This window comes from Defluviimonas sp. SAOS-178_SWC (assembly GCF_039830135.1).
Taxonomy (GTDB): Bacteria; Pseudomonadota; Alphaproteobacteria; order Rhodobacterales; family Rhodobacteraceae; genus Albidovulum.
This window is the reverse complement of sequence record NZ_CP156081.1, coordinates 2,831,690-2,857,504: the sequence shown is the minus strand read 5'-3', so window position 1 is coordinate 2,857,504 and position 25,815 is coordinate 2,831,690. Positions and strand designations below refer to the sequence as shown.

Annotated in this window: 26 protein-coding genes; 13 read left to right on the top strand and 13 right to left on the bottom strand. The window is 66.4% G+C overall.

The window, feature by feature from the left end; translation table 11 throughout:
• Nucleotides 1-45 precede the first annotated feature (45 nt).
• Both mgtE and V5734_RS14720 read left to right on the top strand, forming a co-directional pair.
• A complete protein-coding gene (gene mgtE / locus V5734_RS14725) occupies nt 46-1,428 on the top strand; it encodes a magnesium transporter (RefSeq protein ID WP_347310397.1) in 1,383 nt (460 codons plus the stop codon).
• Nucleotides 1,425-1,997 carry a 5-formyltetrahydrofolate cyclo-ligase gene (locus tag V5734_RS14720; RefSeq protein WP_347310396.1) on the top strand — a complete coding sequence of 191 codons (573 nt, stop codon included), beginning with the start codon at nt 1,425-1,427 and terminating at the stop codon, nt 1,995-1,997. Before mgtE ends, V5734_RS14720 begins: the two co-directional genes overlap by 4 nt.
• 60 nt (nt 1,998-2,057) lie before the next feature.
• On the opposite strand, the gene V5734_RS14715 is transcribed toward V5734_RS14720, so the two are convergent.
• Complete coding sequence (locus tag V5734_RS14715; RefSeq protein WP_347310395.1) at nt 2,058-2,690, bottom strand: hypothetical protein; 633 nt, start codon at nt 2,688-2,690, stop codon at nt 2,058-2,060.
• Between the two features lie 98 nt (nt 2,691-2,788).
• Entirely contained in the window at nt 2,789-3,385 is a 597-nt protein-coding gene (locus V5734_RS14710; protein ID WP_347310394.1) for a LysE family translocator, read from the bottom strand.
• A 133-nt stretch (nt 3,386-3,518) separates the two neighbouring features.
• On the opposite strand from V5734_RS14710, the gene V5734_RS14705 reads away from it, so the two are divergent.
• Genes V5734_RS14705 through V5734_RS14695 form a run of 3 tightly spaced genes read left to right on the top strand, consistent with a single transcriptional unit; the run spans nt 3,519 to nt 7,063 of the window.
• A complete protein-coding gene (locus V5734_RS14705) occupies nt 3,519-4,331 on the top strand; it encodes a TIGR00282 family metallophosphoesterase (protein WP_347310393.1) in 813 nt (270 codons plus the stop codon).
• Nucleotides 4,331-5,284, top strand: coding sequence for a DMT family transporter (locus V5734_RS14700; protein WP_347310392.1), 954 nt, complete (start codon nt 4,331-4,333; stop codon nt 5,282-5,284). The genes V5734_RS14705 and V5734_RS14700 overlap by 1 nt, the downstream gene beginning before the upstream one ends.
• Nucleotides 5,285-7,063 carry an SLC13 family permease gene (locus V5734_RS14695; RefSeq protein WP_347310391.1) on the top strand — a complete coding sequence of 593 codons (1,779 nt, stop codon included), beginning with the start codon at nt 5,285-5,287 and terminating at the stop codon, nt 7,061-7,063. It begins immediately after the preceding gene.
• A gap of 230 nt (nt 7,064-7,293) precedes the next feature.
• Here V5734_RS14695 and V5734_RS14690 read toward each other — a convergent pair whose 3' ends face one another.
• Nucleotides 7,294-9,063, bottom strand: coding sequence for an SLC13 family permease (locus V5734_RS14690; RefSeq protein WP_347310390.1), 1,770 nt, complete (start codon nt 9,061-9,063; stop codon nt 7,294-7,296).
• Between the two features lie 116 nt (nt 9,064-9,179).
• Here V5734_RS14690 and V5734_RS14685 point away from each other — a divergent pair, with 116 nt between their 5' ends.
• Nucleotides 9,180-9,920 (top strand): YebC/PmpR family DNA-binding transcriptional regulator, encoded by a 741-nt coding sequence (locus V5734_RS14685; protein WP_347310389.1) that lies wholly within the window; start codon nt 9,180-9,182, stop codon nt 9,918-9,920.
• 114 nt (nt 9,921-10,034) lie between these two features.
• Here V5734_RS14685 and V5734_RS14680 read toward each other — a convergent pair whose 3' ends face one another.
• Nucleotides 10,035-10,916, bottom strand: a complete 882-nt coding sequence (locus V5734_RS14680) for a LysR family transcriptional regulator ArgP (RefSeq protein WP_347310388.1) — start codon at nt 10,914-10,916, stop codon at nt 10,035-10,037.
• A 90-nt stretch (nt 10,917-11,006) separates the two neighbouring features.
• Here V5734_RS14680 and V5734_RS14675 point away from each other — a divergent pair, with 90 nt between their 5' ends.
• Together V5734_RS14675 and V5734_RS14670 are read left to right on the top strand one after the other, a co-directional pair.
• Nucleotides 11,007-11,609 (top strand): LysE/ArgO family amino acid transporter, encoded by a 603-nt coding sequence (locus V5734_RS14675; RefSeq protein WP_347310387.1) that lies wholly within the window; start codon nt 11,007-11,009, stop codon nt 11,607-11,609.
• Nucleotides 11,610-11,646: 37 nt separating this feature from the next.
• Nucleotides 11,647-12,552 carry a DMT family transporter gene (locus V5734_RS14670; protein WP_347310386.1) on the top strand — a complete coding sequence of 302 codons (906 nt, stop codon included), beginning with the start codon at nt 11,647-11,649 and terminating at the stop codon, nt 12,550-12,552.
• Here V5734_RS14670 and choV read toward each other — a convergent pair.
• The 3 genes from choV to choX all read right to left on the bottom strand — a co-directional run bounded on the left by choV (nt 12,549) and on the right by choX (nt 15,452).
• Entirely contained in the window at nt 12,549-13,577 is a 1,029-nt protein-coding gene (gene choV / locus V5734_RS14665) for a choline ABC transporter ATP-binding protein (protein ID WP_347310385.1), read from the bottom strand. The genes V5734_RS14670 and choV overlap by 4 nt on opposite strands.
• Entirely contained in the window at nt 13,574-14,410 is an 837-nt protein-coding gene (gene choW / locus V5734_RS14660) for a choline ABC transporter permease subunit (RefSeq protein ID WP_347310384.1), read from the bottom strand. The genes choV and choW overlap by 4 nt, the downstream gene beginning before the upstream one ends.
• A gap of 103 nt (nt 14,411-14,513) precedes the next feature.
• Nucleotides 14,514-15,452 (bottom strand): choline ABC transporter substrate-binding protein, encoded by a 939-nt coding sequence (gene choX, locus V5734_RS14655; protein ID WP_347310383.1) that lies wholly within the window; start codon nt 15,450-15,452, stop codon nt 14,514-14,516.
• Between the two features lie 235 nt (nt 15,453-15,687).
• Between choX and betI the strand changes: the two genes are divergently transcribed.
• A complete protein-coding gene (gene betI / locus V5734_RS14650; RefSeq protein WP_347310382.1) occupies nt 15,688-16,269 on the top strand; it encodes a choline-binding transcriptional repressor BetI in 582 nt (193 codons plus the stop codon).
• Nucleotides 16,269-17,924, top strand: coding sequence for a choline dehydrogenase (gene betA, locus V5734_RS14645; RefSeq protein ID WP_347310381.1), 1,656 nt, complete (start codon nt 16,269-16,271; stop codon nt 17,922-17,924). The genes betI and betA overlap by 1 nt, the downstream gene beginning before the upstream one ends.
• Before the next feature lie 69 nt (nt 17,925-17,993).
• Here betA and V5734_RS14640 read toward each other — a convergent pair whose 3' ends face one another.
• Entirely contained in the window at nt 17,994-18,617 is a 624-nt protein-coding gene (locus V5734_RS14640; protein ID WP_347310380.1) for an aminotransferase class IV family protein, read from the bottom strand.
• Nucleotides 18,581-19,714, bottom strand: a complete 1,134-nt coding sequence (locus V5734_RS14635) for an aminodeoxychorismate synthase component I (RefSeq protein WP_347310379.1) — start codon at nt 19,712-19,714, stop codon at nt 18,581-18,583. Before V5734_RS14635 ends, V5734_RS14640 begins: the two co-directional genes overlap by 37 nt.
• Nucleotides 19,715-19,900: 186 nt before the next feature.
• Between V5734_RS14635 and V5734_RS14630 the strand changes: the two genes are divergently transcribed.
• Entirely contained in the window at nt 19,901-20,140 is a 240-nt protein-coding gene (locus V5734_RS14630) for a YdcH family protein (RefSeq protein ID WP_347310378.1), read from the top strand.
• Nucleotides 20,141-20,142: 2 nt separating this feature from the next.
• On the opposite strand, the gene V5734_RS14625 is transcribed toward V5734_RS14630, so the two are convergent.
• The 4 genes from V5734_RS14625 to V5734_RS14610 all read right to left on the bottom strand — a co-directional run bounded on the left by V5734_RS14625 (nt 20,143) and on the right by V5734_RS14610 (nt 23,483).
• Nucleotides 20,143-21,537, bottom strand: a complete 1,395-nt coding sequence (locus V5734_RS14625; protein WP_347310377.1) for a helix-turn-helix domain-containing protein — start codon at nt 21,535-21,537, stop codon at nt 20,143-20,145.
• Nucleotides 21,537-21,761 carry a hypothetical protein gene (locus V5734_RS14620; RefSeq protein WP_347310376.1) on the bottom strand — a complete coding sequence of 75 codons (225 nt, stop codon included), beginning with the start codon at nt 21,759-21,761 and terminating at the stop codon, nt 21,537-21,539. The genes V5734_RS14625 and V5734_RS14620 overlap by 1 nt, the downstream gene beginning before the upstream one ends.
• 77 nt (nt 21,762-21,838) lie before the next feature.
• Nucleotides 21,839-23,053, bottom strand: coding sequence for a multidrug effflux MFS transporter (locus tag V5734_RS14615; protein WP_347310375.1), 1,215 nt, complete (start codon nt 23,051-23,053; stop codon nt 21,839-21,841).
• A gap of 76 nt (nt 23,054-23,129) precedes the next feature.
• The gene (locus V5734_RS14610; RefSeq protein ID WP_347310374.1) at nt 23,130-23,483 is read right to left on the bottom strand and encodes a DMT family protein; all 354 of its coding nucleotides are present in this window, start codon (nt 23,481-23,483) and stop codon (nt 23,130-23,132) included.
• Nucleotides 23,484-23,671: 188 nt separating this feature from the next.
• On the opposite strand from V5734_RS14610, the gene V5734_RS14605 reads away from it, so the two are divergent.
• Both V5734_RS14605 and V5734_RS14600 read left to right on the top strand, forming a co-directional pair.
• On the top strand, nt 23,672-25,204 hold the full coding sequence (locus V5734_RS14605; RefSeq protein WP_347310373.1) for an acyl-CoA carboxylase subunit beta: 1,533 nt from the start codon (nt 23,672-23,674) through the stop codon (nt 25,202-25,204).
• Between the two features lie 131 nt (nt 25,205-25,335).
• Nucleotides 25,336-25,725, top strand: coding sequence for a DUF6497 family protein (locus tag V5734_RS14600; RefSeq protein ID WP_347310372.1), 390 nt, complete (start codon nt 25,336-25,338; stop codon nt 25,723-25,725).
• Nucleotides 25,726-25,815: the final 90 nt, after the last annotated feature.

Sequence of the window (25,815 nt, the reverse complement as noted above, 5' to 3'; positions counted from 1 at the left end):
TGAAACTGCTTCCGATAAGGTCGCGGTAATCGGACCGGGGGAAGAATGGCGGAGCAGGACGACGACATCGCCGAGCGGGACGAGGACGAATACAGCCTCGATCCTAAGGTCGTCGACGCCATCCTGGACGCGGTCGAGGCCGGCGACGCCGCCACCATCGACGAGCTGATGGAGCCGCTTCACGCGGCCGACATCGCCGACCTTCTCGAACAGATCGGACCGGCGCAGCGGGCCGGCCTTCTGCGGCTTTGGTCGCGCGGGATCGACGGCGAGATCCTTTCGGAACTCGACGAGTCGATCCGCGAGGAAGTGATCGCGGCGCTGCCGCAGGAAGTTCTGACCGAGGCGGTGCGCGAGCTCGACTCGGACGACGTCGTCGATCTCATCGAGGACCTCGAGGAGCCGGTGCAGGAGCGGATTCTCGGGGCGCTCGAAGACAGCGACCGGGTCGCGGTCGAACAGTCGCTGACCTATCCGGAGTTTTCCGCCGGCCGCCTCATGCAGCGCGAGGTGGTGACGGCCCCGGAACACTGGACGGTGGGCGAGGCCATTGATTTTCTGAGAAACGCCGAGGAGTTGCCGGATCAGTTCTACCATGTGATCCTGGTCGATCCGCGCTGGCATCCGGTGGGGTACGTGACGCTCGGCAAGCTTCTGTCGTCGAAACGCTCTGTGCCGCTCAAGGACATCACAGAGGACAGTTTCCGCACCATCGATGTGCTGGAGGAGGAAGGCGATGTCGCCTATGCCTTCAACCAGTATCACCTGATCTCGGCCCCCGTAGTCGATGCCGACGACCGGCTTGTCGGCGTGATCACCATCGACGACGCAATGGCGGTTCTCGACGAGGAGCATGAGGAGGATATCCTCCGCCTCGCCGGCGTCGGCGAGGGGTCGTTGTCCGATACTGTGATCGAGACGACGACGCAGCGGTTGCCGTGGCTTGCGGTGAACCTCGTCACGGCGATCCTGGCCTCCATAGTCATTTCCCAGTTCGAAGGGGTGATCAGCCAGATCGTGGCGCTGGCGGTGCTGATGCCGATCGTCGCCTCGATGGGCGGCAATGCCGGGACCCAGGCGCTGACGGTGGCGGTGCGCGCCATCGCGACGCGCGACCTGACCGGATCGAACGTCTGGCGTGTCGTGCGGCGCGAGGCGATGGTGGGGGCGGTCAACGGAATCGTCTTCGCGCTGGTGATGGGCCTGGTCGGGTGGGTCTGGTTCGGATCGCCGATGATCGGTGTGGTGCTGGCTGCCGCAATGGTGGTCAATCTGGTCGTTGCCGGGCTTGCCGGGATCCTCGTTCCTGTGGCTCTTGAGAAGGCAGGCGTGGACCCGGCGCTCGCCTCGGGGGCCTTCGTGACGACGGTGACCGATGTGGTCGGATTCTTCGCCTTCCTGGGATTGGCGGCATTGGTGCTTTTGTGACATTGGCGGAGATAAAGGCGGCGGCGCGGGCCGAGGCGTTCGCGCGCCGCAAGGTGGCGTTTCAGGCGCGAACGGACGGCGATGCCGACCGGTTGAAAGCGGTTCTTGCTGAACAGGGGACGCGACCGCTGGCGGGCTACATGCCGATGCGGACCGAGATCGACTGCCTGCCGGCGATGGCGGCGCATGACGGCCCGGTCGGTGTGCCGGTGATCCTCGGGCCGGGCCAGGCGCTCAAGTTTCGGCGCTGGGCGCCGGACGTGCCGATGGTGGCGGGCGCGTTCGGCGCGCTGATCCCGGAGTCGGGCGAGTGGATCGTTCCCGAGGTGCTTGTCGTGCCGCTTCTGGCCTTCGACCGGCGGGGCTACCGGCTCGGCTATGGCGGCGGGTTCTACGACCGCACGCTGGAGGCGCTGCGCGCGGCGGGGCCGGTCATGGCGATCGGATTTGCCTTCGCGGCGCAGGAAGTCGACGCGGTGCCGATCGAGGCGACGGACCAGAAGCTCGACCTGATCGTCACCGAGGCAGAAGTGATCGTGCCTGGGAAGGACAAGACGGAAACAGGCTGATCGAACGTCATTCGTCCCGCCCGGTGCGCAGGGCGGGACAACATCCTTTCAATTCAGTGGTCAGGCGCCGCGCCGGCGGCGAAGGGCGAAAAGCCCGAGAACGGCAGCGCCCATCAGCGGCGCGGCCGGGGGCAGTGGCACCGGGGCCGGGCCGGTGTCGAGCGTCACCGAATTGAGGTCGAAATGCCCGCAAGGCGCATCGCAGTCGCGGCCGGTGCGCGGGTAGAGCAGACTGATCGTGAAGGCGTCGATCGCCGTGAAGGCGGAGCCGAGGAGGATCGTCTGCACCGTGCCCGCGACAGCCGACAGCGTATAGTTGGCACCGGCGACGAGGCTGCCGCCGACATAGCCCGCGACGAGGATGTTGTCGGAGACGGTGCCGGGCGAATTCAGGAAGTTGTAGCCGAGCGAGGTGAGCGTGAAGCTCGTCGCGTCGAAGATGCCGCCGGTGGTGAAGGTGATGTCCGAGGTGAATCCGGTGCCGGCATCGTCGACATGGGCGGTGCCGGGCGCCGTATACCAGCCGAGCGTGCCGCTCCCCGCCGTCGCGGTGATGCCGTTTTCGGTATATGTCGTGGAGAGAGCTCCTTCGTCGGGCAGGGCGCTGAAGGAGATCGTCGCGGCACTCGCCGCGGCCGTCGATGCAAGCAGCGCGACAATCGTCGCGGCGTTTCCAATGGCCCGATTTTCCATGTTGTTGTCCTTGACTGCCCACCCAATGGAAACGGTAGGTCGCGCGTCGCGGTTCCGTCAACTGGCGCGTGAATGTCACGGCGGATTCTCGCCGAAAATCATGCGGTGATCATCCATGAAGCAACGGCCGCAAGCATCAGACCGAAAACGATATTCAGCATTCGCGAATGGGCGGGGTCGCGGAAAGATCGGGCGATCCGGTCCCCGGCAAGCGTGTAGAGCGTGAAGGCCAGGCAGTTGTTCATGGTGAAGATCGTTGCGATGGCCAGAACGCCGGACGGGGTCGGGAGATGTCCCGTCAGAAACTGGGAAAACATAAGAAAGATAATGACATAGGCCTTTGGGTTGAGAATAAGGAGGAGGGATCCGCCGACGAACCCCGCGCGCCGGGGCATTGGCGCAGCCGCGCCGAGACCGGCCCGAAGGAAAGAGCAGGCCAGCCAGAAGACATACGCGCTTCCCGCGATCCGGATCGTGGTGGCGACCGCGCCTCCGGCGGCGAGGATTCCGGCAAAGCCGAGTCCGATCATGACGGTCACGACCCAGGTGGCCATGTGATAGCCGAGATTGGCGGCGAGTGTCGCGCCGAAGCCGAAGCGGGCGCCGCTCGCGGCAAAGAAGAGGTTTCCGGGGCCGGGGCTGTAGGCCAGCGGCAGGAGGAAGATCAAAAGGGCGGCAATCTCGGCGGTGGTCATGGTCACTCTCCTCGGACTTCCCCTTTCTTGTCGAACGATGCCGTTCGAGCGACCCGGTTCCTGCGCCTTTCATCCCTCCGTTTCGGGCGTTCAGGCGCTTGCGTCGCGGCCCGCGCCGCTCTAGGCAGGGCGCATGAAACTTCTCTTTCTCGGCGATGTGATGGGGCGGGCAGGACGCGCGGCGGTGACGGCGCGGCTTCCTGGGCTGCGGGCGGAGTGGGGCCTCGATTTCGTCGTGGTCAACGGCGAGAATGCGACCTCGGGCGTGGGTCTGTCGGCCGAACATGCGAAGGCCATTCTCGCGGCCGGGGCCGATTGTATCACCCTTGGGGACCATGCCTTCGACCAGAAGGACATGCTCTCCTTCATCGAGACCGAGCCGCGCATCCTCCGGCCGCTCAACTACGCCAAGACCGCGCCCGGAAAGGGCGCGCGCGTCTTCTCCGCGCAAAGCGGCCGCAAGGTTCTGGTGACGCAGGCGCTTGGGCAGGTCTTCATGAAGCGGCCCTTCGACGATCCGTTCTCGGCACTCGACGCGGTCCTGCGCGCGCATCCGCTCGGCGGATCGGTGCAGGCGGCGATCGTCGACATCCATTGCGAGGCGACCAGCGAGAAGATGGGGGTCGGCCACTGGTGCGACGGACGGGCGAGCCTCGTCGTCGGCACCCACACCCATGTTCCGACCGCGGATGCGCAGGTCCTGCCGGGCGGAACCGCGTTTCACTCCGACGCCGGCATGTGTGGCGACTACAATTCGGTGATCGGGATGGACAAGCTCGAACCGATGCGCCGCTTCGTCACCGGCATGGGCAAGGAGCGTTTCTCCCCGGCAAACGGCGAGGCCACCCTCTCAGGCACCTATGTCGAGACCGACGACCGCACCGGCCTTGCGACCAGGGTCCGGATGATCCGCGTCGGCGGACGGCTGGAAGAGGCGCGGCCCTGATGACCTCCCGCATGCTTTTCGCCGCGCTTTTCGTGATCGGGGCGGCCTGGGGGCTGACCACTCCCCTGTCGAAATACATCGTGCTCGGTGGCTATCGCCATTTTGGCATCGTCTTCTGGCAACAGGTCGTGGCGGTGGCGGTGCTCGGCTTCTGGTTGATCGTCGCGCGCCGGCCGGTGCCGCTGAGCCCCGGATCGCTCGCCCGCTATGCCTTCATCGCGATGTTCGGCACGATCCTGCCGGGGGCGGCCTTCTATACCGCACAGGAGGGGTTGCCTGCGGGCCTCGTCGCGCTTTTCATCGCGCTGGTCCCGATGTTCGCCCTGCCGCTCGCTATCGGGCTCAGGCTCGAACGCCCCGAACCGTTGCGGTTTCTCGGCATCCTCGCCGGTCTCGCCGGGATCGCGATGATCATCCTGCCGGAAGCGAGCCTGCCCGACCGCGCGGCCCTTGTCTTCGTGCCCTTCGCGCTCGCCGCCCCGGTCTTCTACGCGGCCGAGGCGACGGGGCTCGGGCGGCTCGGCACGGACGGCCTCGATCCCGTCCAGCTGCTGTTCGGCGCGTCGTTCATCGGCCTCGTGCTGGTCCTGCCATTCGTCTGGGCGAGCGGAAGCTGGATCACGCCGAGCTTTCCGATGGGCCGGGCGGGGGCGTCGCTCGTGGTGACGGCGCTGATCCATGCGGTCGCCTATTCGGGCTATGTCTGGATCGTCGGGCATGGCGGCGCGGTCTTTGCGGCGCAGGTCAGCTACATCATCACCGGCACCGGTATCCTGTGGTCCGTGGCGATCCTCGGCGAGCGGTATTCGCTCTGGATCTGGGGCGCGCTCGGCATCGTCTTCGCCGGTCTCTTCCTTGTGCAGCCGCGCCCCGCGCGGTCCGGCGACGGAAGTTTGCTTGCCCTGCCGTTGGGCGAGGGTAATATCCCGATTCATGAGCCCAAGGGTCACTGAATGATCGACCTAGCCCTCTCGCCCGACGGCGAGGCCATCCTGACCTTGCTGATCGTCGTGGGCATGTTTGTGATGTTCGTGCGCGAGCGTTATCCGACCGAGGTGATCGCGATTTCGGGGGCGTCGCTGTTCCTCGTGCTCGGGATCCTGCCCTATGACCTCGGGCTCAAGGCGCTGACGAATCCGGCACCCTGGACGATCACGGCGATGTTCCTGATCATGGGCGCACTCGTGCGGACCGGGACGCTGGAATGGCTGACCCACACGGCCGAGGCGAATGCCGATCACCGCCCGACCGTGACGCTGGTCATCCTTTTCGGGTTCGTGGCCCTTGCCTCGGCCTTCCTCAACAACACGCCGGTCGTCGTGGTGATGATCCCGGTGATGGTCTCGATCGCGCGGAAGCTGAACGTCTCGGCCTCGAAACTCCTGATCCCGCTCTCCTATGCGGCGATCCTCGGCGGCACGGTGACGCTGATCGGCACCTCGACCAACCTCCTCGTCGACGGCGTGGCCAAGGCGCAGGGCATGAAGCCCTTCTCGATCTTCGAGATCACGCCCCTCGGCGCATTGCAGGTCCTGATCGGCATGATCTACGTCGCGACCATCGGGCGGCGGCTTTTGCCGGACCGTCAGTCGATGGGGGTGATGCTCGGCGACCGGCGGAAGCTGAAGTTCTTCACCGAGGTGGCGCTGCCGGAGGGGTCCAACCTCGTCGGCCAGAAAGTGCTCGAGGTCGATCTCTTCAAGCGGCCGGGGGTGCGGGTGATCGACGTCCTGCGGGGCGACGCCTCGCTCCGCCGCGATCTTGCGCCGGTGGAATTGCAGGAAGGCGACCGGGTCGTTCTGAGGACCGAGATGGCGGAGCTGCTCGGCATGCAGGAGAACAAGGATATCCGGCTTGTCGACAAGCTGTCCTCGGTGCAGACCGAGACGGTGGAGGTGCTGATCTCGCCGGGCTGCCGGATGGTCGGGCGGTCCCTGGGCGAACTGCGCCTGCGCCGCCGCTACGGGGTCTACACGCTCGCGGTGCACCGGCGGAACCAGAATATCGGCCGTCAGCTCGACGATCTCGTCGTCGTTGTCGGCGATACGCTCCTTCTCGAAGGGGCGCCGGAGGACATCCAGCGGCTGGCCGCCGACATGGAACTCGTCGACGTGTCGAAACCGACGGTCAAGGCCTATCGCCGTGCCAAGGCGCCCGTGGCCTTCGGTGTGCTGGCCGGCATCGTCGCCCTCTCCGGGATCGGCGTGGCCCCGATCCTCGCCCTTTCGGTCGTGGGTGTCGCGATCGTCCTTCTGACCCGCTGCATCGACGCCGAGGAGGCGTTTTCCTTCATCGAAGGGAGGCTTCTCGCGCTGATCTTCTCGATGCTCGCGGTGGGGGCCGCGCTCGATCATTCCGGTGCGGCGCGGCTTCTGGTCGGCTGGATCAGCCCGTCACTGACCGACCTGCCGCCGCAGATGGTGATCTTCGCGGTCTATCTGCTGGCGATGGTGCTGACCGAGATCGTGTCGAACAATGCGGTCGGCGTCATCTTCACGCCGGTCGCCATCGAGCTTGGCCATTCGCTCGGGCTCGACCCGCGCGGACTGGTCGTCGCGGTGATGTTCGCGGCCTCCGCGGCGTTCTCGACCCCCATCGGATACCAGACCAACATGCTCGTCTACGGGCCGGGCGGGTACAAGTTTTCAGACTACCTGAAAGTGGGGATCCCGCTCAACCTGATCCTTGCCGTGTCGGCCAGCCTGACAATTCCCCTGATCTGGCCGCTCTGAGGGCATCCGGTTCAATCGAGACGCCGTGTGGCGTCAAGCCTTTCGGTGGCGCCGCGCATCGCGCGCGGCGCGTTGGGGGGCATCGGCCCCCTCTTGCCGCAGGCGCGGCAATTCACCCCTGAGGAGTATTGTTGAACAGAAAAGGCAGAAACCGGCCTGCCTTCTTCTGTTCCCAAATACTCCCGCGGGGGCGAGACATCTCTTCGCGCCGGAACGGCGCGGCCTTTGGATCAGAGCGGCCAGAAGACGAGGATGCAGGGCAGCGAGACCGCGATCACCAGGATCTCCAACGGCAGGCCCATGCGCCAATAGTCGCCGAACTCGTAGCCGCCGGGCCCGAGGATCAGCATGTTGTTCTTGTGGCCGATGGGCGTGAGGAAAGCGCAAGATGCGGCCACCGCGACCGCCATCAGGAACGGGTCGGGGGACGCGTCGAGCGCCCTTGCCATCGCGATGCCGACCGGCGCCGCGACGATCGCGGTAGCGGTGTTGTTGAGGACGTCGGAGAGCGTCATCGTCACCACCATCAGGAGCAGAAGCGCCACCCAGGCCGGGGCGCCGGTGGTGAGGCCGACGAGCGTATGGGCGATGAGCGCGGTTCCGCCGGACGTTTCCAGCGCCGCGCCGAGCGGGATCATCGAGCCGAGGAGCACGATGACCGGCCATTCGATGTGGTCATAGATCTCGGAGAGGGGCAGGACCTTGGCCAGGACATAGCCGACGACGACGCAGCCGAGGGCGACCGGCAGGTCGACCCAGCCGAGGCTCGCCACAAGGACCGCCGCGCCGAAGATCGCGATCGCCGCGCCCGTGCGTTCCTGCTTCGTCACCGCGAGTCCGCGTTCGGCGAGCGGCAGGCAGCCGAGCCAGTCGACCACGTGGTCGGCCGTTTCGGCAGGTGCGAGGAGGAGGAGGATGTCGCCGGTACGGACCACGGCCTTGCGCAAGGGGCCGGAGATCGGATGCCCGCGCCGGGAGATGCCCATCAGGAGGGTCCGGTGGCGCCAGACGAGGCCGACCGCCTCGGCGGTCTTGCCGCGAATGCGCGCGGTCGCGGGAACAACCACCTCGACCATCACGAGCCCCGCCTTTTCGGCTTCGAGATAGCTCTTGCGGCGACGATCGGCGAAATCGAGCTTCAGGCTCGCGCGGAACTCGTCAATGGCCTCCGCTTCGGCCTCGACGAGGACGACGTCGCCGGCGACGATCCCGGTCTCGCGGGGCGCGTCGTAGCGGCGCTTGCCGTCGCGGACGAGCGCCATGATCGCGGTGCCGGTGCGGTCGGCTTCGTCATAGAGGTCGTCGAGCGTGCGTCCGATCAGCGACGAGCCCTCCGCCACCGTCAGTTCGGCAATGTACGCGGCGGTTTCCCGCGTGGTCCCCGCCTCTTCGCGCCTGGGGATGAGGCGCCAGCCGACGAGCGCCACGAAGACGAGCCCGGCCAGCGCGGTGATCCCGCCGACCGGGGCGAAGTCGAACATCGAGAATGGCGCGCCGAGCGAATCCGCGCGGATCGTCGCGATGATGATGTTGGGCGGTGTGCCGATCAGCGTCACCATGCCGCCCAGGATCGTGGCGAAGGAGAGCGGCATGAGCGAAAGGCCCGGCGCCCGCCCGGCTTTGCGCGCCGCCGCCACGTCGACCGGCATCAGAAGCGCCAGCGCCGCGACGTTGTTCATGAAGGCCGAGAGAACGCCGCCGACCGCGCCCATGATGCCGATATGGGCGCCGAGCGCGCGGCCGGCCTGGACGAAGCGGCGCGTGATCAGCATCACGACGCCGGCCCGCGTCAGCCCGGCCGAGACCACGAGGACGATCGCCACGACCAGTGTCGCCGGATGGCCGAAACCGTCGAAAGCCGTTTCCGCCGGCACCACGCCGAGGACGACACCGGCGAGAAGGGCGGCGAAGGCGACGAGATCGTAGCGCCACCGCCCCCAGATCAGGGCCGCGAAGACGAGGGCGAAGAGCGCGAAGAGGATGATCTGGTCGAGGGTCATCTCTCTAGTGAAGACCCCGCTGCGACTGGATGCAAGTCCTGACCGGCCCCGGGCTTGCGGGCGGGGGTGGGGGTGACATATAGAGGCGCGAACCTCGAAATCGGACGGAGACGGTCATGGCAGGCCATTCGAAATGGGCCAATATCCAGCATCGCAAGGGTCGGCAGGATGCCGCCCGCTCGAAGCTGTTTTCCAAACTCGCCAAGGAAATCACGGTCGCGGCGAAGATGGGCGACCCGGATCCGGAGAAGAACCCGCGCCTCAGGCTCGCGGTGAAGGCGGCGAAGGCCGTGTCTTGCCCCAAGGACGTGATCGAGCGGGCGATCAAGAAATCGCTCGGCGGCGACGCGGCGGACTATACCGAGATCCGCTACGAGGGCTACGGTCCGAACGGGATCGCGATCATTGTCGAGGCGATGACAGACAATCTCAACCGGACCGCGTCGAACGTGCGGTCCACGTTCTCGAAGTTCGGCGGGAACCTCGGCACCACGGGTTCGGTCAGTTTCATGTTCGACCGGGTGGGCGAGATCATGTACGCGGCGAGCGCGGGCGATGCAGACACCGTCATGCTGGCGGCGATCGAGGCGGGTGCCGAGGATGTGGAATCGGACGAGGACGGCCACTGGATCTATTGCGCCGACGGCGATCTTTCGGCGGTCTCGGACGCCCTGGAGGCGGTCCTTGGCGAGAGCGAGGAATCGAAGCTGGTCTGGCGGCCGCAGAACCGCACAAATGTCGATCTGGACACGGCGCAGAAACTGATGCGGCTGATCGAGACGCTGGAGGACGATGACGACGTCCAGACCGTGACGGCGAATTTCGACATCCCGGAAGAGATTGCGGCGGCGCTCTGAGCACGGCCGTCGTCAAGCGGAGACGCCTTCGGCGTCGCTACATGTCGTTGCGGGCCGCCCCGGGGGCGGCCCGGTGCCTCCGGCGGAGGTATTTTTTGCAAAGTGAAATGAGCCTCAGGGTGCGGCTGGCAGCAGGGCGGCCGCGGCCGAGCGGCGAATTGCCGAGGTGAGCGGGGCGAGGGCGGCGCCGGTCAGGCGGCCGACCTGCCACACGAGCGGTGTGTCGAGCGGGGCGCCGGGCACGAGCGGCACGAGGCGGCCGGAGGCGAGATCGTCCCGGATCAGAAGCTCGGGAATCATTCCCCATCCGAGGCCGAGCCGGGCGGCATCGACGAAGCCCTGGCTCGAGGCGAGGAGATGGGTGGGCACGACCACCGGGCGGCCGACGACCTGGCGCGCCCAGTCGCGTTGCAACCGGTCCTTGCGGTTGAAGGTCAGGGCGGGCGCGCGGGCCAGCGTCTCGGCCGTGACGCCCTCCGCGAACCATTGCTCCACGAAACCGGGGCTTGTCGTCGCGTTGTAGCGCATCCGCCCGAGCGGGTAGAGGTCGCAGCCGGTGACGGCGCTCTCATGGGCGGTAACGGCCGCCTGCACCTCGCCGCGCCGGAGCCAGTCGGCGGAATGATCCTGGTCGTCGATGATGACATCGTAAAGAAGGCCCGGAACGGCGGCGAGGGCCGGCAGGAACCAGGTGGCGAGGCTGTCGGCGTTGACCGCGATGCGCACGCGCGCGGCGCCGCTCCTGCCGCCGAGATCGCCCTTCACCGCCGCTTCCAGAAGCCGCACGTCGTCTACATGCCGCGCAAGCCGCGCGCCGGCCTCGGTGGCGCGGCAGGGCTGCGCGCGGATCACCAGAGCCGTGCCGAGGCGGTCCTCGAGCGCGCGGATGCGCTGCGAGATCGCCGAGGAGGTGACGTGAAGCTCCGCGGCCGCGCCGTCGAAACTGCCGGTGCGAAGGATCGCCGCGAGGGCCTGGAGTTGGTCGTAGTCGAACATTAGAGATTCTAATCCAAAGACTATCAGATTAATTAGACGAAATCATGGGCGATCGCTAGACCGGGTCGAACCGAACCTTGGGAGAGCGTGATGTCACTGGCGTTTCTGGCCGGATTCCAACTGTCTTTGGGGCTGATCATGGCGATCGGCGCGCAGAATACCTTCGTCCTGCGGCAGGGATTGCGACGCGAGCACGTTCTGGCGGTTTGCCTGTTCTGTGCCGGCTCCGATGCGGTGCTGATCTCTGCGGGAGTGGCGGGGATCGGCACGCTTGCCGCCATCGCCCCTTGGGTCGCGCCGACCCTGCGCTGGGGCGGGGTCGCCTTCCTCCTCTGGTACGGCGCGCGGTCGTTGCGCGCCGCCTGGCGCGGTAACGGGACACTCTCGGTGGCGCGGGGGGAGGCGCAACCCTTGCCGCAGGTCCTCGGCCTCCTCGCGCTCATCACCTGGGCCAATCCGCATGTCTGGCTCGATACGGTCGTGTTGATCGGATCGATTTCGATGCAGTATCCGGGCCGGGCGGTGGAGTTCGGCGCGGGCGCGGCGCTCGCCTCCTTCGCCTTCTTCCTCGCGCTGGGCTTTGGCGCGAGGGTGTTTGCGCCAGTCTTCGCGCGCCCGCTGGCGTGGCGGGTGCTTGATGCCGGGGTCGGTGTGGTGATGTGGTCGATCGCCGTGACACTTGCGGTCGGTTGACCTTGCACAAGACCGCCGGATCGCGTCATGTCGCGCCATGAACGATGATCCCGCAAATCGCCCCGTCGAAGGGGTTCTCTGGATGCTCGCGACCGGGCTCTGTTTCGTCGCGGTGACGGGATCGGTGCGCTATTTGGGCACCGGGCTGCCGGCCGCCGAGTCGGCCTTCCTGCGCTTCGTCTTCGGCTCGATCCTTCTGGCACCGGTGCTGGCTCGGGTCTTTCGCGCGGGGCTGCCGAAAGGCGCGCTGCCGCTCTTCGCGGCGCGGGGCGCGCTGCATTCGCTCGCGACCGCGCTCTGGTTTTACGCGATGGCGCGGCTGCCGGTGGCGGAGGTCACCGCGATCGGATACCTCAACCCCATCGTGGTGACGCTCGGCGCGGCGGTCCTTCTGGGCGAGAAGCTCGCGGCGCGGCGCCTGACCGCGATTGCGGTGGCGCTGCTCGGGGCGCTGATCGTGCTCCGGCCGGGGCTGAGGGAGCTTTCCTCGGGGCATCTGGCGCAGTTGAGTGCGGCGATCATCTTTGGCTGTTCCTACCTGATGGTCAAGCGGCTGTCGGCCTTGGCCTCGGCGACGGAGGTCGTGGCGATGATGTCGCTGACGGTGGCGATCGGGCTTTTCATTCCCGCGCTCACGGTGTGGGTGACGCCCGATCTGACGCAGATCGCGATCCTTGTCCTCGTCACGCTTTTCGCGACGGCGGGACATTACTGCATGACCCGCGCCTTCGTTGCGGCACCCCTGGCGGTGACCCAGCCGGTGGTCTTCCTGCAACTCGTCTGGGCGACACTCCTCGGCGCCCTCGTCTTCGGCGAGGCGGTCGATCCCTTTGTCCTGGCGGGCGGCGCGATGATCATCGCAGCGATCAGCTACATGACCTGGCGCGAGGCGCAGTTGCGACGTCGCGCGGTGACGCCCACGCCGGAGGCCGCGAAGCTCTAGCCGCGCGGGTCGAGGAGCCGTCCGATCACGCTTTCCCGCGTGATCCGGCCGAGCGTCTTGCCGCCGTCGGTGACGGCGAGGGCCGGAACCTCGCGCAGTCGCTCCATCACCTCGCGCACCGGGGTGTCGGGATGGACCTCGGGCGCGTTCGGCGCACGGGCCGGGCCGGGCTGCATGATGTCCGAGGCGCGGAGCACGCCCAGGGGGTTCATGTGGGCGACGAAATCCGCCACGTAGTCCGAGGCCGGGTTGGCGATGATCTCGCGGGCGGTGCCGCACTGGACGATGCGCCCGCCCTCCATCAGCGCGATCCGGTTGCCGATCTTGAAGGCTTCGTCGAGGTCGTGGCTGACGAAGATGATCGTGCGGCGGAGCTTGTCCTGAAGTTCCAAAAGCTCGTCCTGAAGCCGGGTGCGGATCAGGGGGTCGAGGGCCGAGAAGGGTTCGTCCATGAGGAGGATCGGCGCCTCGGTCGCGAACGCGCGGGCGAGGCCGACGCGTTGCTGCATGCCGCCCGAAAGCTCGCCCACCTTGCGGTCCGCCCAGTCGGAAAGGCCGACAAGGGCAAGTTGCTGATCGACCTTTTCCCGCCGTTCGGCTGGGCTTTGGCCGGCGAGTTCGAGGCCGAGGCCGACATTCTCGTGTACCGTTCGCCACGGCAAAAGCCCGAATTGCTGGAACACCATCGCCACGCATTCGCGCCGTACCCTGAGAAGGTCGGGCACCGAGGCATGGCCGACCTCGCAGGACCAGCCCTCGTCATGGATGGTGACCCTGCCGCGGCAGACCGGGTTCAGGCCGTTCACCGCGCGCAGGAGCGTCGACTTGCCGGACCCAGAGAGACCCATGAGGACGAGGATTTCGCCGGTTTCCACCGTCAGCGAACAGTTGTGGACTCCCAACACCTGACCGGTCCGGCGCTGGATCTCCGGCCGGTCCAGCCCTTCATCCATCAGGGGCAACGCCTGTTCTGGATGATCGCCGAAGACGATGTTGACCTTGTCGAACTCGACCGCGACTGTCATTTCGCACCTCCGATCCGGAGCATCCGGTCGAGCATGATCGCGACCACGACGATGATGAAGCCGGACTCAAACCCGAGCGCGGTGTTGACCGAGTTCAGCGCGCGGACGACCGGGACGCCAAGCCCGTTGGCGCCGACGAGGGCGGCGATGACCACCATCGAAAGCGAGAGCATGATCGTCTGGTTCAGCCCCGCCATGATCTGCGGCAGCGCGTAGGGAAGTTCGACCTTCCAGAGGGTCTGGCGCCTGGTGCCGCCGAAGGCCGTGACGGCTTCGAGAAGAGGCTGTGGCGTCGAGGATATCCCGAGATGGGTGAGCCGGATCGGAGCCGGAAGGACGAAGATCACGGTGGCGATCAGCCCCGGCACCATGCCGATGCCGAAGAATACAATGGCCGGGATCAGATAGACGAAGGTCGGCAGCGTCTGCATCAGGTCCAGGATGGGACGCATCCAGGCATAAAGCCTCGGCCTGTGCGCCGCCGCTATGCCGATGGGCACGCCCACAGCCATGCAGACGACGCAGGAGGAAAGCACCAGTGTCAGGCTTTCCGTGGTTTCCTTCCAGTAGCCCTGATTGAGAATGAAGAGGAACCCCGCGAGGATCAGAAGGCAGGTCTTCCAGCTTTTCTGCAAGACCCAGGTCAACGCGACGAAGGCGGCGACGATGACCAGCGGATGCGGCGTTTGCAGCACCCAGAGGATCGCGGCGATCAGCCATTCCATCACCTGCGACATGCCGTCGAATATCGGCTCGGCATTGTCCTTGAGCCAGTCGAATGTCTGTTTGGCGGCCTTGCCGACCGGAATCTTGCTGTCAGTCAGCCATTCCATCCCCGCGCCCTCCCTGAGGAAAAGCCGGTGGCCGGTTGCGTCCGGCCATCCGGCATGGTCGTGAACGGCCTTCTGCCCGCCGGGGCGGAAGGCCGTGGCCGGATCAGTTGAGCGCCGCCTCGACCGCGGCCATCGCGTCGCCGCCGTCCTTGGTCGTCACGCCGTCGAGCCAGGGGCCGAGCACCTCCTTGTGGCCGGCGAGCCAAGCCTTGGCGGCGTCGTTCGGGTCTTCGCCGTCATTGAGGATGGCGCCCATGATCTCGTTCTCCATCGCGAGCGAGAATTCGAGGTTTTGCAGCAACTTGCCGGTATTCGGGCATTCGGCCACATAGCCCGCGCGGGTATTGGTCGCGACCTCGGCCCCGCCGAAATTCGGGCCGAAGACTTCGTCGCCGCCCGAGAGATAGGTCATCTTGAAGTTCGCGTTCATCGGGTGCGGTTCCCAGCCGAGAAAGACGATCGGCTCGCCGTCGCCGTCCGCCTTCGCGACCTGGGCGAGCATCCCCTGTTCCGAGCTTTCGACGAGCTCGAAATCCGACAGGCCGAACTGGTCGTTCGTGATCATGTCGAGGATCAGCCGGTTGCCGTCATTGCCGGGCTCGATTCCGTAGATCTTGGCGTCGAGTTCGTCCCTGTATTCGGCGATGTTGCCGAAATCGCTGATCCCGAGGCCTGCGCCGGCCTCGTTGGTCGCCAGAGTGTATTTCGCGCCGACGAGGTTGGTGCGCACCGTCTCGACCGTGCCGGCCTCGCGGTAGGGCGCGATATCGGCCTCCATCGTCGGCATCCAGTTGCCGAGGAAGACGTCGATATCGCCCTGGGCGAGACCGGTATAGGTGACCGGGACCGAGAGGATCTTCACCTCGGTCTCGTAGCCGAGCGCGTTGAGAATGGTGGTCGTCGCGGCGGTCGTCGCCGTGATGTCGGTCCAGCCGACATCCGAGAAGATCACCTTGTCGCAGCCCGCTGCGAAGGCTGGTGCCGACAGCGCCAGCGCGGCGCCGGCAAGTAGCGTCGTCCGGAGGTTGGAGGAAAAGGTCATCCTTTGTTGCTCCCTGTTTTCTTGTTTGGTGTTTCGTCAGGCGGCGGGCTTCCGGCCTTGGCAAGAGCAGTCTCGAACCCCGGGGAGGGGCCCGCCAGATTGGAGTGGGCGCAAACCTAGACCAAGTTCCGCAAAGGAAAAAGGGACTTTGACCCAGCGAGGTCTATTTTTATTGATTGACGAGTCAATAAAGGATCGGCTAGCGAATATGGTCTCATTCGGAAAGGCGGGTCTGATGCCGAAGGTTGGAATGGAGCCGATTCGCAAGGCGGCACTGGTGAAGGCGACGATCACCGAGATCGGGCGCGCCGGTTCGCTCGACGTGACGGTGAGCCAGATCGCCAAGCGGGCCGGCATGTCCTCGGCCCTCGCGCACCATTACTTTGGCTCGAAGGAACAGATCTTCCTCGCCGCGATGCGCCATATCCTCACGCTTTACGGGGCCGAGGTGCGCGGCGCGCTGGCCGCCGCCGAGGGGCCGAAGGGCCGGCTTCAGGCCATCGTGCGGGCAAGCTTCGCGACGTCGAGCTTCCGCCGCGAGGTGATCGGCGCCTGGCTGAATTTCTACGTTCTCGCGCAGACCCAGCCGGAGGCGCGACGCCTGCTCGCGATCTATCAGGGCCGCTTGCGCTCCAACCTCGTCCAGTCGCTCCGGCCGCTCGTCGGGGCGCGGGCGGGCGATGTGGCCCATGTGCTCGGCGCGATGATCGACGGGGTCTATATCCGCGAGGCGCTGAAGGGCGGGGTGCCGGACGGGGCGGCGGCGGCGGCCGTCGTCCTTGAATGTCTTGAGCGCGAATTGGGGGCAGGGGTGTGATGGAAGCGGATTACATCGTCGTCGGCGCAGGCTCCGGCGGTTGCGCGGTGGCTTACCGGCTGGCCGAGGCGGGACGGAGCGTGATCGTCGTGGAGCATGGCGGGTCGGATGCGGGCCCCTTCATCCAGATGCCGGGTGCGCTCTCCTACCCGATGAACATGGGGATCTACGACTGGGGCTACCGGACGGAGCCGGAGCCGCATCTCGGCGGCCGCACGCTCGCCACGCCGCGCGGCAAGGTGATCGGCGGCTCGTCCTCGATCAACGGCATGGTCTTCGTGCGGGGCCATGCGAAGGATTTCGACCACTGGGCCGAAGCTGGAGCGACTGGCTGGTCCTACGCCGACGTTCTGCCCTACTTCCGGCGGATGGAGACCTGGCACGGCGGTAACGGTGCCGCGGGCGAATTCCGCGGCGCGAACGGGCCCTTGCATGTCACGCGCGGCCCGCGGAGCAACCCCCTTTTCCACGCCTTCGTCGAGGCCGGGCGGCAGGCCGGCTACGAGGTGACATCGGATTACAACGGCGAGAAGCAGGAAGGCTTCGGACCGATGGAGGCGACGATCTGGAAGGGCCGGCGCTGGTCCGCGGCGAATGCCTATCTGAAGCCGGCGCTGAAGCGCGCCAATTGCACCCTGGTCCGGGCGCTGGCCCGCAAGGTGGTGATCCGCGACGGCCGCGCCATCGGCGTCGAGGTCGAGCGTGGCGGCAATCTCGAGGTGATCGGCGCACGGGCCGAGGTGATCCTCGCCGCGTCGTCGATCAACACGCCGAAGCTTCTGATGCTGTCGGGCGTGGGTCCGGGCGCACATCTTGGTGCGCATGGGATCGAGGTTCTGGCGGATCGGCCGGGTGTCGGGGCGAACCTTCAGGATCACCTTGAAATCTATATGCAATATGCCTCGAAACAGCCGATCACGCTTTACAAGTACTGGAACCTCTGGGGCAAGGCCTTCGTCGGGGCGCAGTGGCTTTTCACCGGCACCGGGCTTGGCGCGTCGAACCAGTTCGAAAGCGCGGCCTTCATCCGCTCGGACAAGGGGGTCGATTATCCCGACATCCAGTATCACTTCCTGCCGATCGCGGTGCGCTACGATGGCAAGGCGGCGGCGGAAGGGCACGGGTTCCAGGCCCATACCGGGCCGATGCGCTCGAAATCGCGGGGGGCTGTGACGCTGCGCTCGGCCGATCCGAAGGCGGCGCCCGAAATCCGCTTCAACTACATGTCGCATCCCGACGACTGGGTGGAATTCCGCAGATGCGTGCGGCTGACGCGGGAGATCTTCGCGCAGGAGGCGTTCGCACCCTTCGTCCGCCACGAGATCCAGCCCGGCGCGGCGGTCGGGACCGACGAGGAGATCGACGCCTTCATCCGCGAGCATGCCGAAAGCGCCTATCACCCCTGCGGCACCGCGAAGATGGGGCGGCGCGACGATCCGATGGCGGTGGTGGACGCCGAGGCGAAGGTGATCGGCGTCGACGGCTTGCGCGTCGCCGACAGTTCGGTCTTCCCGCGCATCCCGAACGGCAACCTCAACGCGCCGTCGATCATGGTGGGCGAGAAGGTCGCCGACCACGTGCTCGGTCGCGGCATGCTGGCGCCGGCGAATTCCGAGCCGTGGTTGAGCCCGCGCTGGAAGGTGGCACAGCGCTAGGTCCGGTTTCGTCCCGCCTGCGGCGAGCCGACCGGCCTGAGTATTTTTCACAAGAAGAAGATCAAGGGGCTATGCGAAGCGCGCGGGGATGAGGCCGCGGAGGGCGTTGCCCATGTAGAGGCGCGCGCGGGCGAGATCTTCGGCTTTTAGGACCGCTTCGCGCGCCCGTCCCGAGGCGATAAGCTCGGCGCGCAGGATGCCGGGCAGGCAGCCCGAGCTGAGGGGCGGGGTCAGAAGGCCGTCGCCGAGATCGGCGAAGAGGTTGGTGATCGTCCCTTCGGCGGCCTCGCCGCGCGTGTTGAGGAAAAGCGCCTCGTCGATGCCCCGGGGCAGGGCGGCGCGGGTTCGGTCGTAGAGCGCGCGCTCGGTCGTCTTGTGACGACGGAGCGGAGCGTCCGGATCGAGACGGTCGGCGGCGACGACCAGATGCCATTCGGGCGGGTTCGGGGCGAGGGGGGCGGTGGTCACCTCGGCGTCCCCGGCGCGACCGATCGTGAGGCGGACACGAAGGGGCGCGGACCCATCGATCGTGGCGAGGGCGTCGTCGATGGCGGCCCGGTTCCAGCGAAAGCCGAGCGCCCCCGCCGAAGCGCGGGCGCGGGCGAGATGGGCGTCGAGGCGGCGAGACCCGGCGCCGTCCCATCCGAAGGTCTCGATCAGCCTTGTGTCAGCTCTACAAACCGGGCTTTCCACAGCGCCTCCTCGTATTCGCCCTCGGGCGTCGAATCCGCGACGATGCCGCCGCCGACGCCGAATTCGACCTCGCTCTCACCGTAGAGCGTCAGCGTGCGGATCGCCACGTTGAAGCGCGCGGCGCCGTTCGGGCCGATCCAGCCGATGGCGCCGCAATAGGCGCCGCGCGGGGCGGGTTCGAGTTCGCGGATGATCTCCATCGCCCGGATCTTCGGGGCGCCGGTGATCGAGCCGCAGGGGAAGAGCGCGCGCAGAAGCGCCGCCGGCGTGATGCCGGGGCGGATCTGGCCGGTGACGCGGGAGACCATCTGGTGCACGGTCGTGTAGGATTCGATGGCGTAAAGCTCAGGCACCTTCACCGAGCCGACCTCGCAGATCCGCGAGATATCGTTGCGCAAAAGATCAACGATCATAAGGTTCTCGGCGCGGTTCTTCAGGCTTTGCTGCAAGTCGAGCCTGAGCGCCGCGTCATGGGCGGGATTTGAGGCGCGCGGCGCGGTGCCTTTCATCGGACGGGTCTCGATCCGGCCATCGGCATCGGTGGCGAAGAAGAGCTCGGGCGAGCGCGAGATGAGGACCGGCAGATCCGGCAGGGCGACGATGCCGCCGTGGTGGACCGGCTGGCGCGCCGCGAGCGCGCCGTAGAGGCCGAGCGCGGTGCCGGTCCGCATGGCGTGCATCGGCATGGTCAGATTGGCCTGATAGATGTCGCCCGCGCCGATATAGGCAAGGATCCGGGCAAGCGCCGCGCCATGCGCCCCCGCGTCCCAGGCGGGGGTGGCAGGGCTGAGCCCGGCGCCGCCCGCCTCATCTGCCGCGCGGGCGAGGACGGGGGCCGCGTCGCCCGGCGCGTCATAGACGCCGAAGGCGAGGAGCGGCACCCGGCGGTTCTGCGGCATCATAGGCGCAAGGCGCGGCTCGAACGCATAGCCTGCCTCGTAGCTGACGAAACCGGCGAGCCAGCGGCCCGCGGCGCGGGCGGCGTCCAGCGCGGCGAGCGCGCCGTCAAGCTCCGCCCCGGAATCGGCGCGGATCAGGTCGCGGGGCGCATCGAACGCCGTCGGGGCGCCATTGGGGCCGTCTTCGAGGAGGATCATTGGGGCGCGCCGGATCGGTGGTCAGTCGCGGGCGAACTTGATCGTTCCGGACGCCGGACGCAAGCACGGAGCCGCCGCTTTTCCGACCGTTCCCGTCGCCGGTGTCGCGCCGGTTTGACCGAGGTCAAAGAGCCCAAGCCGAAGCGGCGCCAGAAAGGAGGGGACAGCACGAAAGGAACAGCGGTCATGTCGAACACCCCGCACGAACTGCACGAGGAATTCCCCGCCGAGGCCGAGAAGATCCACGCGCTGAAAATCTCCAATGCGCATTTCGCCAGGCTCGCGGACGAATACCACGCGCTGAACCGCGAGGTGCACCGGGCCGAGACCGGCGTCGAGCCGGTCGACCAGTTCGCCGAGGTCGAGATGCGCAAGAAGCGCGCGGCATTGAAGGACGAGATTTACCGGATGATCGCGGCGGCCTGATCTCAGCCGATCTCGTAAGGCAGAATCCCGCGCCGGTCCGGATCGACGCGGAGTTGCCGTTCAAGCGGCGGGACCGACCTCTGATGACAGTCCCGCCGGTCACAGATCCGGCAGGAGATTCCGATCGGCTCGAAGGCGCGGGCATTGGTCAGGTCGAGGTCATCGGCATAGACGAGGCCCTTGGCATGGCTGATTTCGCAGCCGAGGCCGATGGCGTAGCGCCGGACTGGGGCGTGGAACGACCCCCCGGGCTTGGAGACGTCGCGGGCGAGGCAGAGATAGCGCACGCCGTCGGACGTCTCGGCCAGCTGGCGCAGGAAACGGCCCGGCGTCTCGAACGCCTGGTGGACGTTCCACAGGGGGCAGGCGCCGCCGAACCGGGCGAACTGGAGGCGCGTGGCCGAATGTCGTTTGGTGATCGTGCCGGCCTGATCGACGCGGACGAAGAAGAAGGGAATGCCCTTCATTCCGGGCCTTTGCATCGTCGAGAGCCGGTGGGCGACCTGTTCGATCGAGGCGCCGAACCGGTCTGACAACCGTTCCAGATCGTGCCGCGTTTCCTCGGCCGCTTCGAGGAAGGCGCGGTAGGGCAGGAGGGCGGCACCGGCGAAGTAGTTCGCGAGGCCGATCTTGGCGATCGAACGCGCGGTATCGGTCTGAAACCGGGCGAGGTCGAGCGTCGCCTCCAGCAGCTCTCCCTGCGTGAGAAGCGCGATCTGATGAAGGAGCTGGAAGCGCTGCGTCGGCACGGCGCTGCGGGTCGAAATCGTGAGGCTTCGGTCATCGAGGGCGCGAATGTCCGGATTGTCGGAAAAGCGCAATTCGATGCCACGGGCGGACAGCAGTGCCCGGGCCTGCCTTTCGAGGTCCAGGGGTTTGCCGTCCGGGGCCGCGAAGCGTTCGGCCGCGCGATCCACCGCGTCGATGTAATTGTCGCAATAGTGAAAGAAGTCGCGGACCTCTTCCCAGGGCGATGCGCTGATCGCGCCACCATCGCGGCCCAGGGCCTCGTCAAGTGAGGCGAGGCGCTCGTGGTTCTGCCGGTAGGCGCGGTGAAGCTCCAGGAAGGCACGGGCCAGCATGGGGGCGTTCGAGGCGGCTAGGCGAAGGTCGGCGAGCGGTGGCGGCGTGTCGGCGAAGACCGGATCGGCCAGCGCCTCGCGCATGTCGGAGACGAGGCGCTCGGCATCCCCGGCGGAAAGTTCGGTGACGTCGAGCCCGAATTCGCCCGCGAGGGCCAGAACGACCGTGGCCGAGACCGGGCGATGGTTGTTCTCCATCTGGTTGAGATAGGGGAGCGAGACGCCGAGCTTGGTCGCGAAGGCTTTCTGCGTCAGGCCGAGCCGGTTGCGGGTTTCCCGCAGCTTTACACCGGCATAGAGTTTTTGCGTGGCCATCAGGCGCTCCCTGTCGCCGTGCGGAAATTGTCCGAAAAACCGGGATCAATCGGCAAGCCGTGGCCCCTGCCGCAATGGCCGACGGAGAGGGGAGCGTTGGGCTGTCGCGTGATCTTGCCGGATCCTTCCAGATCCACGACCGCAACCACGCAGCGTTTCCGATCGTCGTCGAAGGATCGAAACCGCGGAGCGAATCCGGACACGAGTCCGTCGGTAAAATCCATGCCCTCATCCCGGCTTTGCAGATTTGCCGGCGAAGTTAGCCGATTTTGCGAGTTGCGCAATGGCTTCGGGGCAGGCGTCAGAGACCGAGCCGGCGGCTGCGCCGGATCACCAGGAGAATCGAGGCGACGGAGAAAACCGAGCAGGCGAGCATCAGCGCCGCCAGCGGCGTGGCGCCGCCGCCGAGGCCGAGGGCCCAGCCTGCAAGCGCCGATAATGCCGCGCCGCCGCCGATCATGATGGCGCCGCCCAGACCCGAGGCGGTGCCGGCGAGGCTCGGCCTGACCGACAGCATCCCGGCATTGGCATTGGGCAGCGCCATGCCGTTGCCGAGCCCGACCGAGACCATGGCGCCGAAGAAAAGGTTCGGCCCGGCGAGGCCCGCTGCCGCGGCGGCGGTCAGAAGTGCCATGAAGACAACCGTGATCACGGTGCCGGCGAGGATCATCGGGTCGATGCCGATCCGCACCGAATAGCGCCCCGAGATGTAGTTGCCGAGCCCGTAGCCGACCGCCGGCGCGCCCATGTAGAGGCCGAGCTGTCCAGGCGACAGGTGGAAGATCTCGCTGCCGACATAGGGCGCCCCGCCGAGATAGGCGAAGAAAGACCCCGACGAGAAGGCGGCGACAAGGCAATAGCCCCAGAAGCGCGGAGAGCCGAGAAGCTCGGGGTATTGCCTGACCTGATCGGCGAAGCGAGAGCGGTTCCCGGCCGACGTTTCGCCGAGATCGCTCCAGATCAGCCAGAGCGTCGCGGCGCCAAGCAGGAAGAGAAGGATGAAATTCGCCTGCCAGCCGAAGGCTTCGTCGAGGACACCGCCGATCATCGGCCCGACCATCGGCACCAGAGCCATCCCCATCGTCACATAGCCGATCATGGAGGCGGCCTCTTCCGCCGGAACCATGTCGCGGATCACCGCGCGGCTCAGCACCATTCCGGCAGCGACAACGGCCTGCATCATCCGGAACGCGAGGAACACGCCGACGGTCGGCGCGAATATGGTCCCGAGCGTGGCGACGAGAAAGAGCAACGTCGACCACAGCAAGACCGAGCGGCGGCCATAGCGGTCCGAAATCGGGCCGACGACGATCTGCAAAAGCGCGCTGACGCCGAGATAGAGCGAGACCGACAGCTGCATCAGCCGGTAGTCGGTCTGAAAGAATGCGGTCATGCCGGGCAGCGATGGCAGGAAGATGTTCATCGTCAGCGCCGAGATTCCCGTCACCACCACAAGGGTTACGATGTGTGGCGGTGTGGCGCGGTCGAGAAATCGGACGGGGGGGCGGGCGGACATGCTCATTCCGAAGGCGTATGGGCGCAGGATTGCCTTGTCCAGCGTCGGAAACGCACAACGCGATGTGCGGCGCGACTCACGCCCATTTGTGGAAGATGAAGAACGCGCCCGCGCCGATCAGCGCGAAGCCGACGGCATGGTTCCAGCTCAGGCTTTCCTTGAGGTAGGTGACGGAGAAGACCGCGAAGACCGACAGGGTGATCACCTCTTGGATGGTCTTCAGTTCCGCCGCCGAAAACTGGCTGTGCCCGAGGCGGTTTGCCGGCACCTGCAGGATATATTCGAAGAGGGCGATCCCCCAGCTGACAAGGATGACCACGATCAGCGGCGCGGACTTGAACTTCAGATGGCCATACCAGGCGAATGTCATGAAGACGTTCGAGGCGACGAGAAGGCCGATCGTGACGACGGGGATGGGAAGCCAGCTCATGATGTCCGTGTGCGGCGGGGATTGGCCTGCTATATTCCGGCGCGGCAGCGGCGGGAAGGGCGCATAAGAATACGCAAATTTGCGATTAGCAAATCGCGCATTGCGTAGATGTTGCAAATTTTCGGGAAACTGCTTTTTTGTCGCGGAGTCGCGGGCTAGTTTGCGCCAATCGCCTGAGGGGGGACAAGATGAAGGATATTCTGGGACAGCTCGAAGCCCGTCGCGCCACGGCGCGCCTTGGTGGCGGCCAGCGTCGGATCGACGCGCAGCACGCCCGCGGCAAGCTGACCGCGCGCGAACGGATCGAACTCTTGCTCGACGAGGGGTCGTTCGAGGAATTCGACATGTTCGTCGCCCATCGCTGCACCGATTTCGGGATGGAGGCGGACCGGCCCTCGGGTGACGGCGTCGTCACCGGCTGGGGCACCATCAACGGCCGCATGGTCTATGTGTTCAGCCAGGACTTCACGGTCTTCGGCGGTTCGCTCTCGGAAACCCACGCCCAGAAGATCTGCAAGATCATGGACATGGCGATGCAGAACGGCGCGCCGGTGATCGGGCTGAACGATTCCGGCGGCGCCCGGATCCAGGAAGGCGTTGCCTCGCTCGCCGGCTATGCGGAAGTCTTCCAGCGCAACATCATGGCGTCGGGCGTGGTGCCGCAGATCAGCGTGATCATGGGCCCCTGCGCGGGCGGCGCGGTCTATTCGCCGGCGATGACCGACTTCATCTTCATGGTGAAGGACACGTCCTACATGTTCGTGACCGGCCCCGACGTCGTGAAGACCGTAACGAACGAGATCGTCACGGCCGAGGAGCTTGGCGGCGCCTCGACCCATACCAAGAAGTCCTCGGTCGCCGACGGCGCCTTCGAGAACGACGTGGAGGCCCTCTACGAGGTCCGGCGGCTCGTCGATTTCCTGCCCTTGAACAACCGCGACAAGGCGCCGACACGGCCTTTCTTCGACGACGTGGCGCGGGTGGAGGACAGCCTCGACACGCTGGTCCCGGACAATCCGAACCAGCCCTACGACATGAAGGAGCTGATCCTGAAGATCGCGGACGAGGGCGATTTCTACGAGATCCAGAAGGATTACGCGGCCAACATCATCACCGGCTTCATCCGCATCGAGGGCCAGACCGTTGGCGTCGTGGCGAACCAGCCGATGGTCCTCGCCGGATGCCTCGACATCGACAGTTCGCGCAAGGCGGCGCGGTTCGTGCGCTTCTGCGATGCGTTCGAAATCCCGATCCTGACCTTTGTCGACGTGCCGGGCTTCCTGCCGGGGACGGGGCAGGAATATGGCGGCGTCATCAAGCACGGCGCGAAGCTTCTCTTTGCCTATGGCGAGGCGACGGTGCCGAAGGTCACGGTCATCACCCGCAAGGCCTATGGCGGCGCCTATGACGTCATGGCATCCAAGCACCTGCGCGGGGACTTCAACTATGCCTGGCCCACCGCCGAGATCGCGGTGATGGGCGCCAAGGGGGCGGTCGAGATCCTTTATCGCAGCGAACTTGCCGACAGGGAGAAGATCGCGGGGCGCACGAAGAATTACGAGGATCGCTTCGCCAATCCCTTCGTCGCCGCCGAGAAGGGCTTCATCGACGAGGTGATCATGCCGCATTCGACCCGGAAGCGGGTGGCCCGCGCCTTCGCGTCCCTGCGGATGAAGAAGCTTTCCAATCCGTGGAAGAAGCACGACAACATCCCCCTTTGATGGTCGTTCGGGGAGGGTGAGATGGGGCATGTAGCTGGCCATTGGAGGGCATTGCGGGCGGAGCCGCCGCGCGATGCGGGCGGCACATGATCCGGGTCGTCGGGGCTTTGGGAGGAGTGGTTTTACTCATCATGCTATGGTTTGCGCTGGGAGGAACGGAAGAGCAGGCGCCGGTGGCGCCGGCCGGGATCGTGCCGCCGTCGGGGCAGGAGATCAGCTTTCTCGAAACCGTGCAGTCGGCGCCCGGAACCGAGGGGCTCGCCGTGCGCTTCCGCTTTGTCGCCCCCGGCATCACGAAGGTGGGCGGCAGCGTCGATGCCGAGGCGGCGCAGGCAGACATGCTCTGGCTTTGCGACACCTACGCGCTGCCGCGCCTGCCCTCGACCGGCCCGGCACCGGCGCAGATCGTCATTTCGCTCTCCGACCGCGCGGTGCTGTTCGGCGAGGCGGCCCCCGATGCCACCCAGTTCTTCGAGGCCTACAGCATCGAAGACGGTCACTGCGTCTGGGAGCCTTTCTGATGAAGCCTCAACATCTTGCGGGTTTCCAGGTCGTGCCCGGCCCTTGTGATGCCGCCCCGCCACAGCTTTCGGCCTTGGCATGCGCACCAT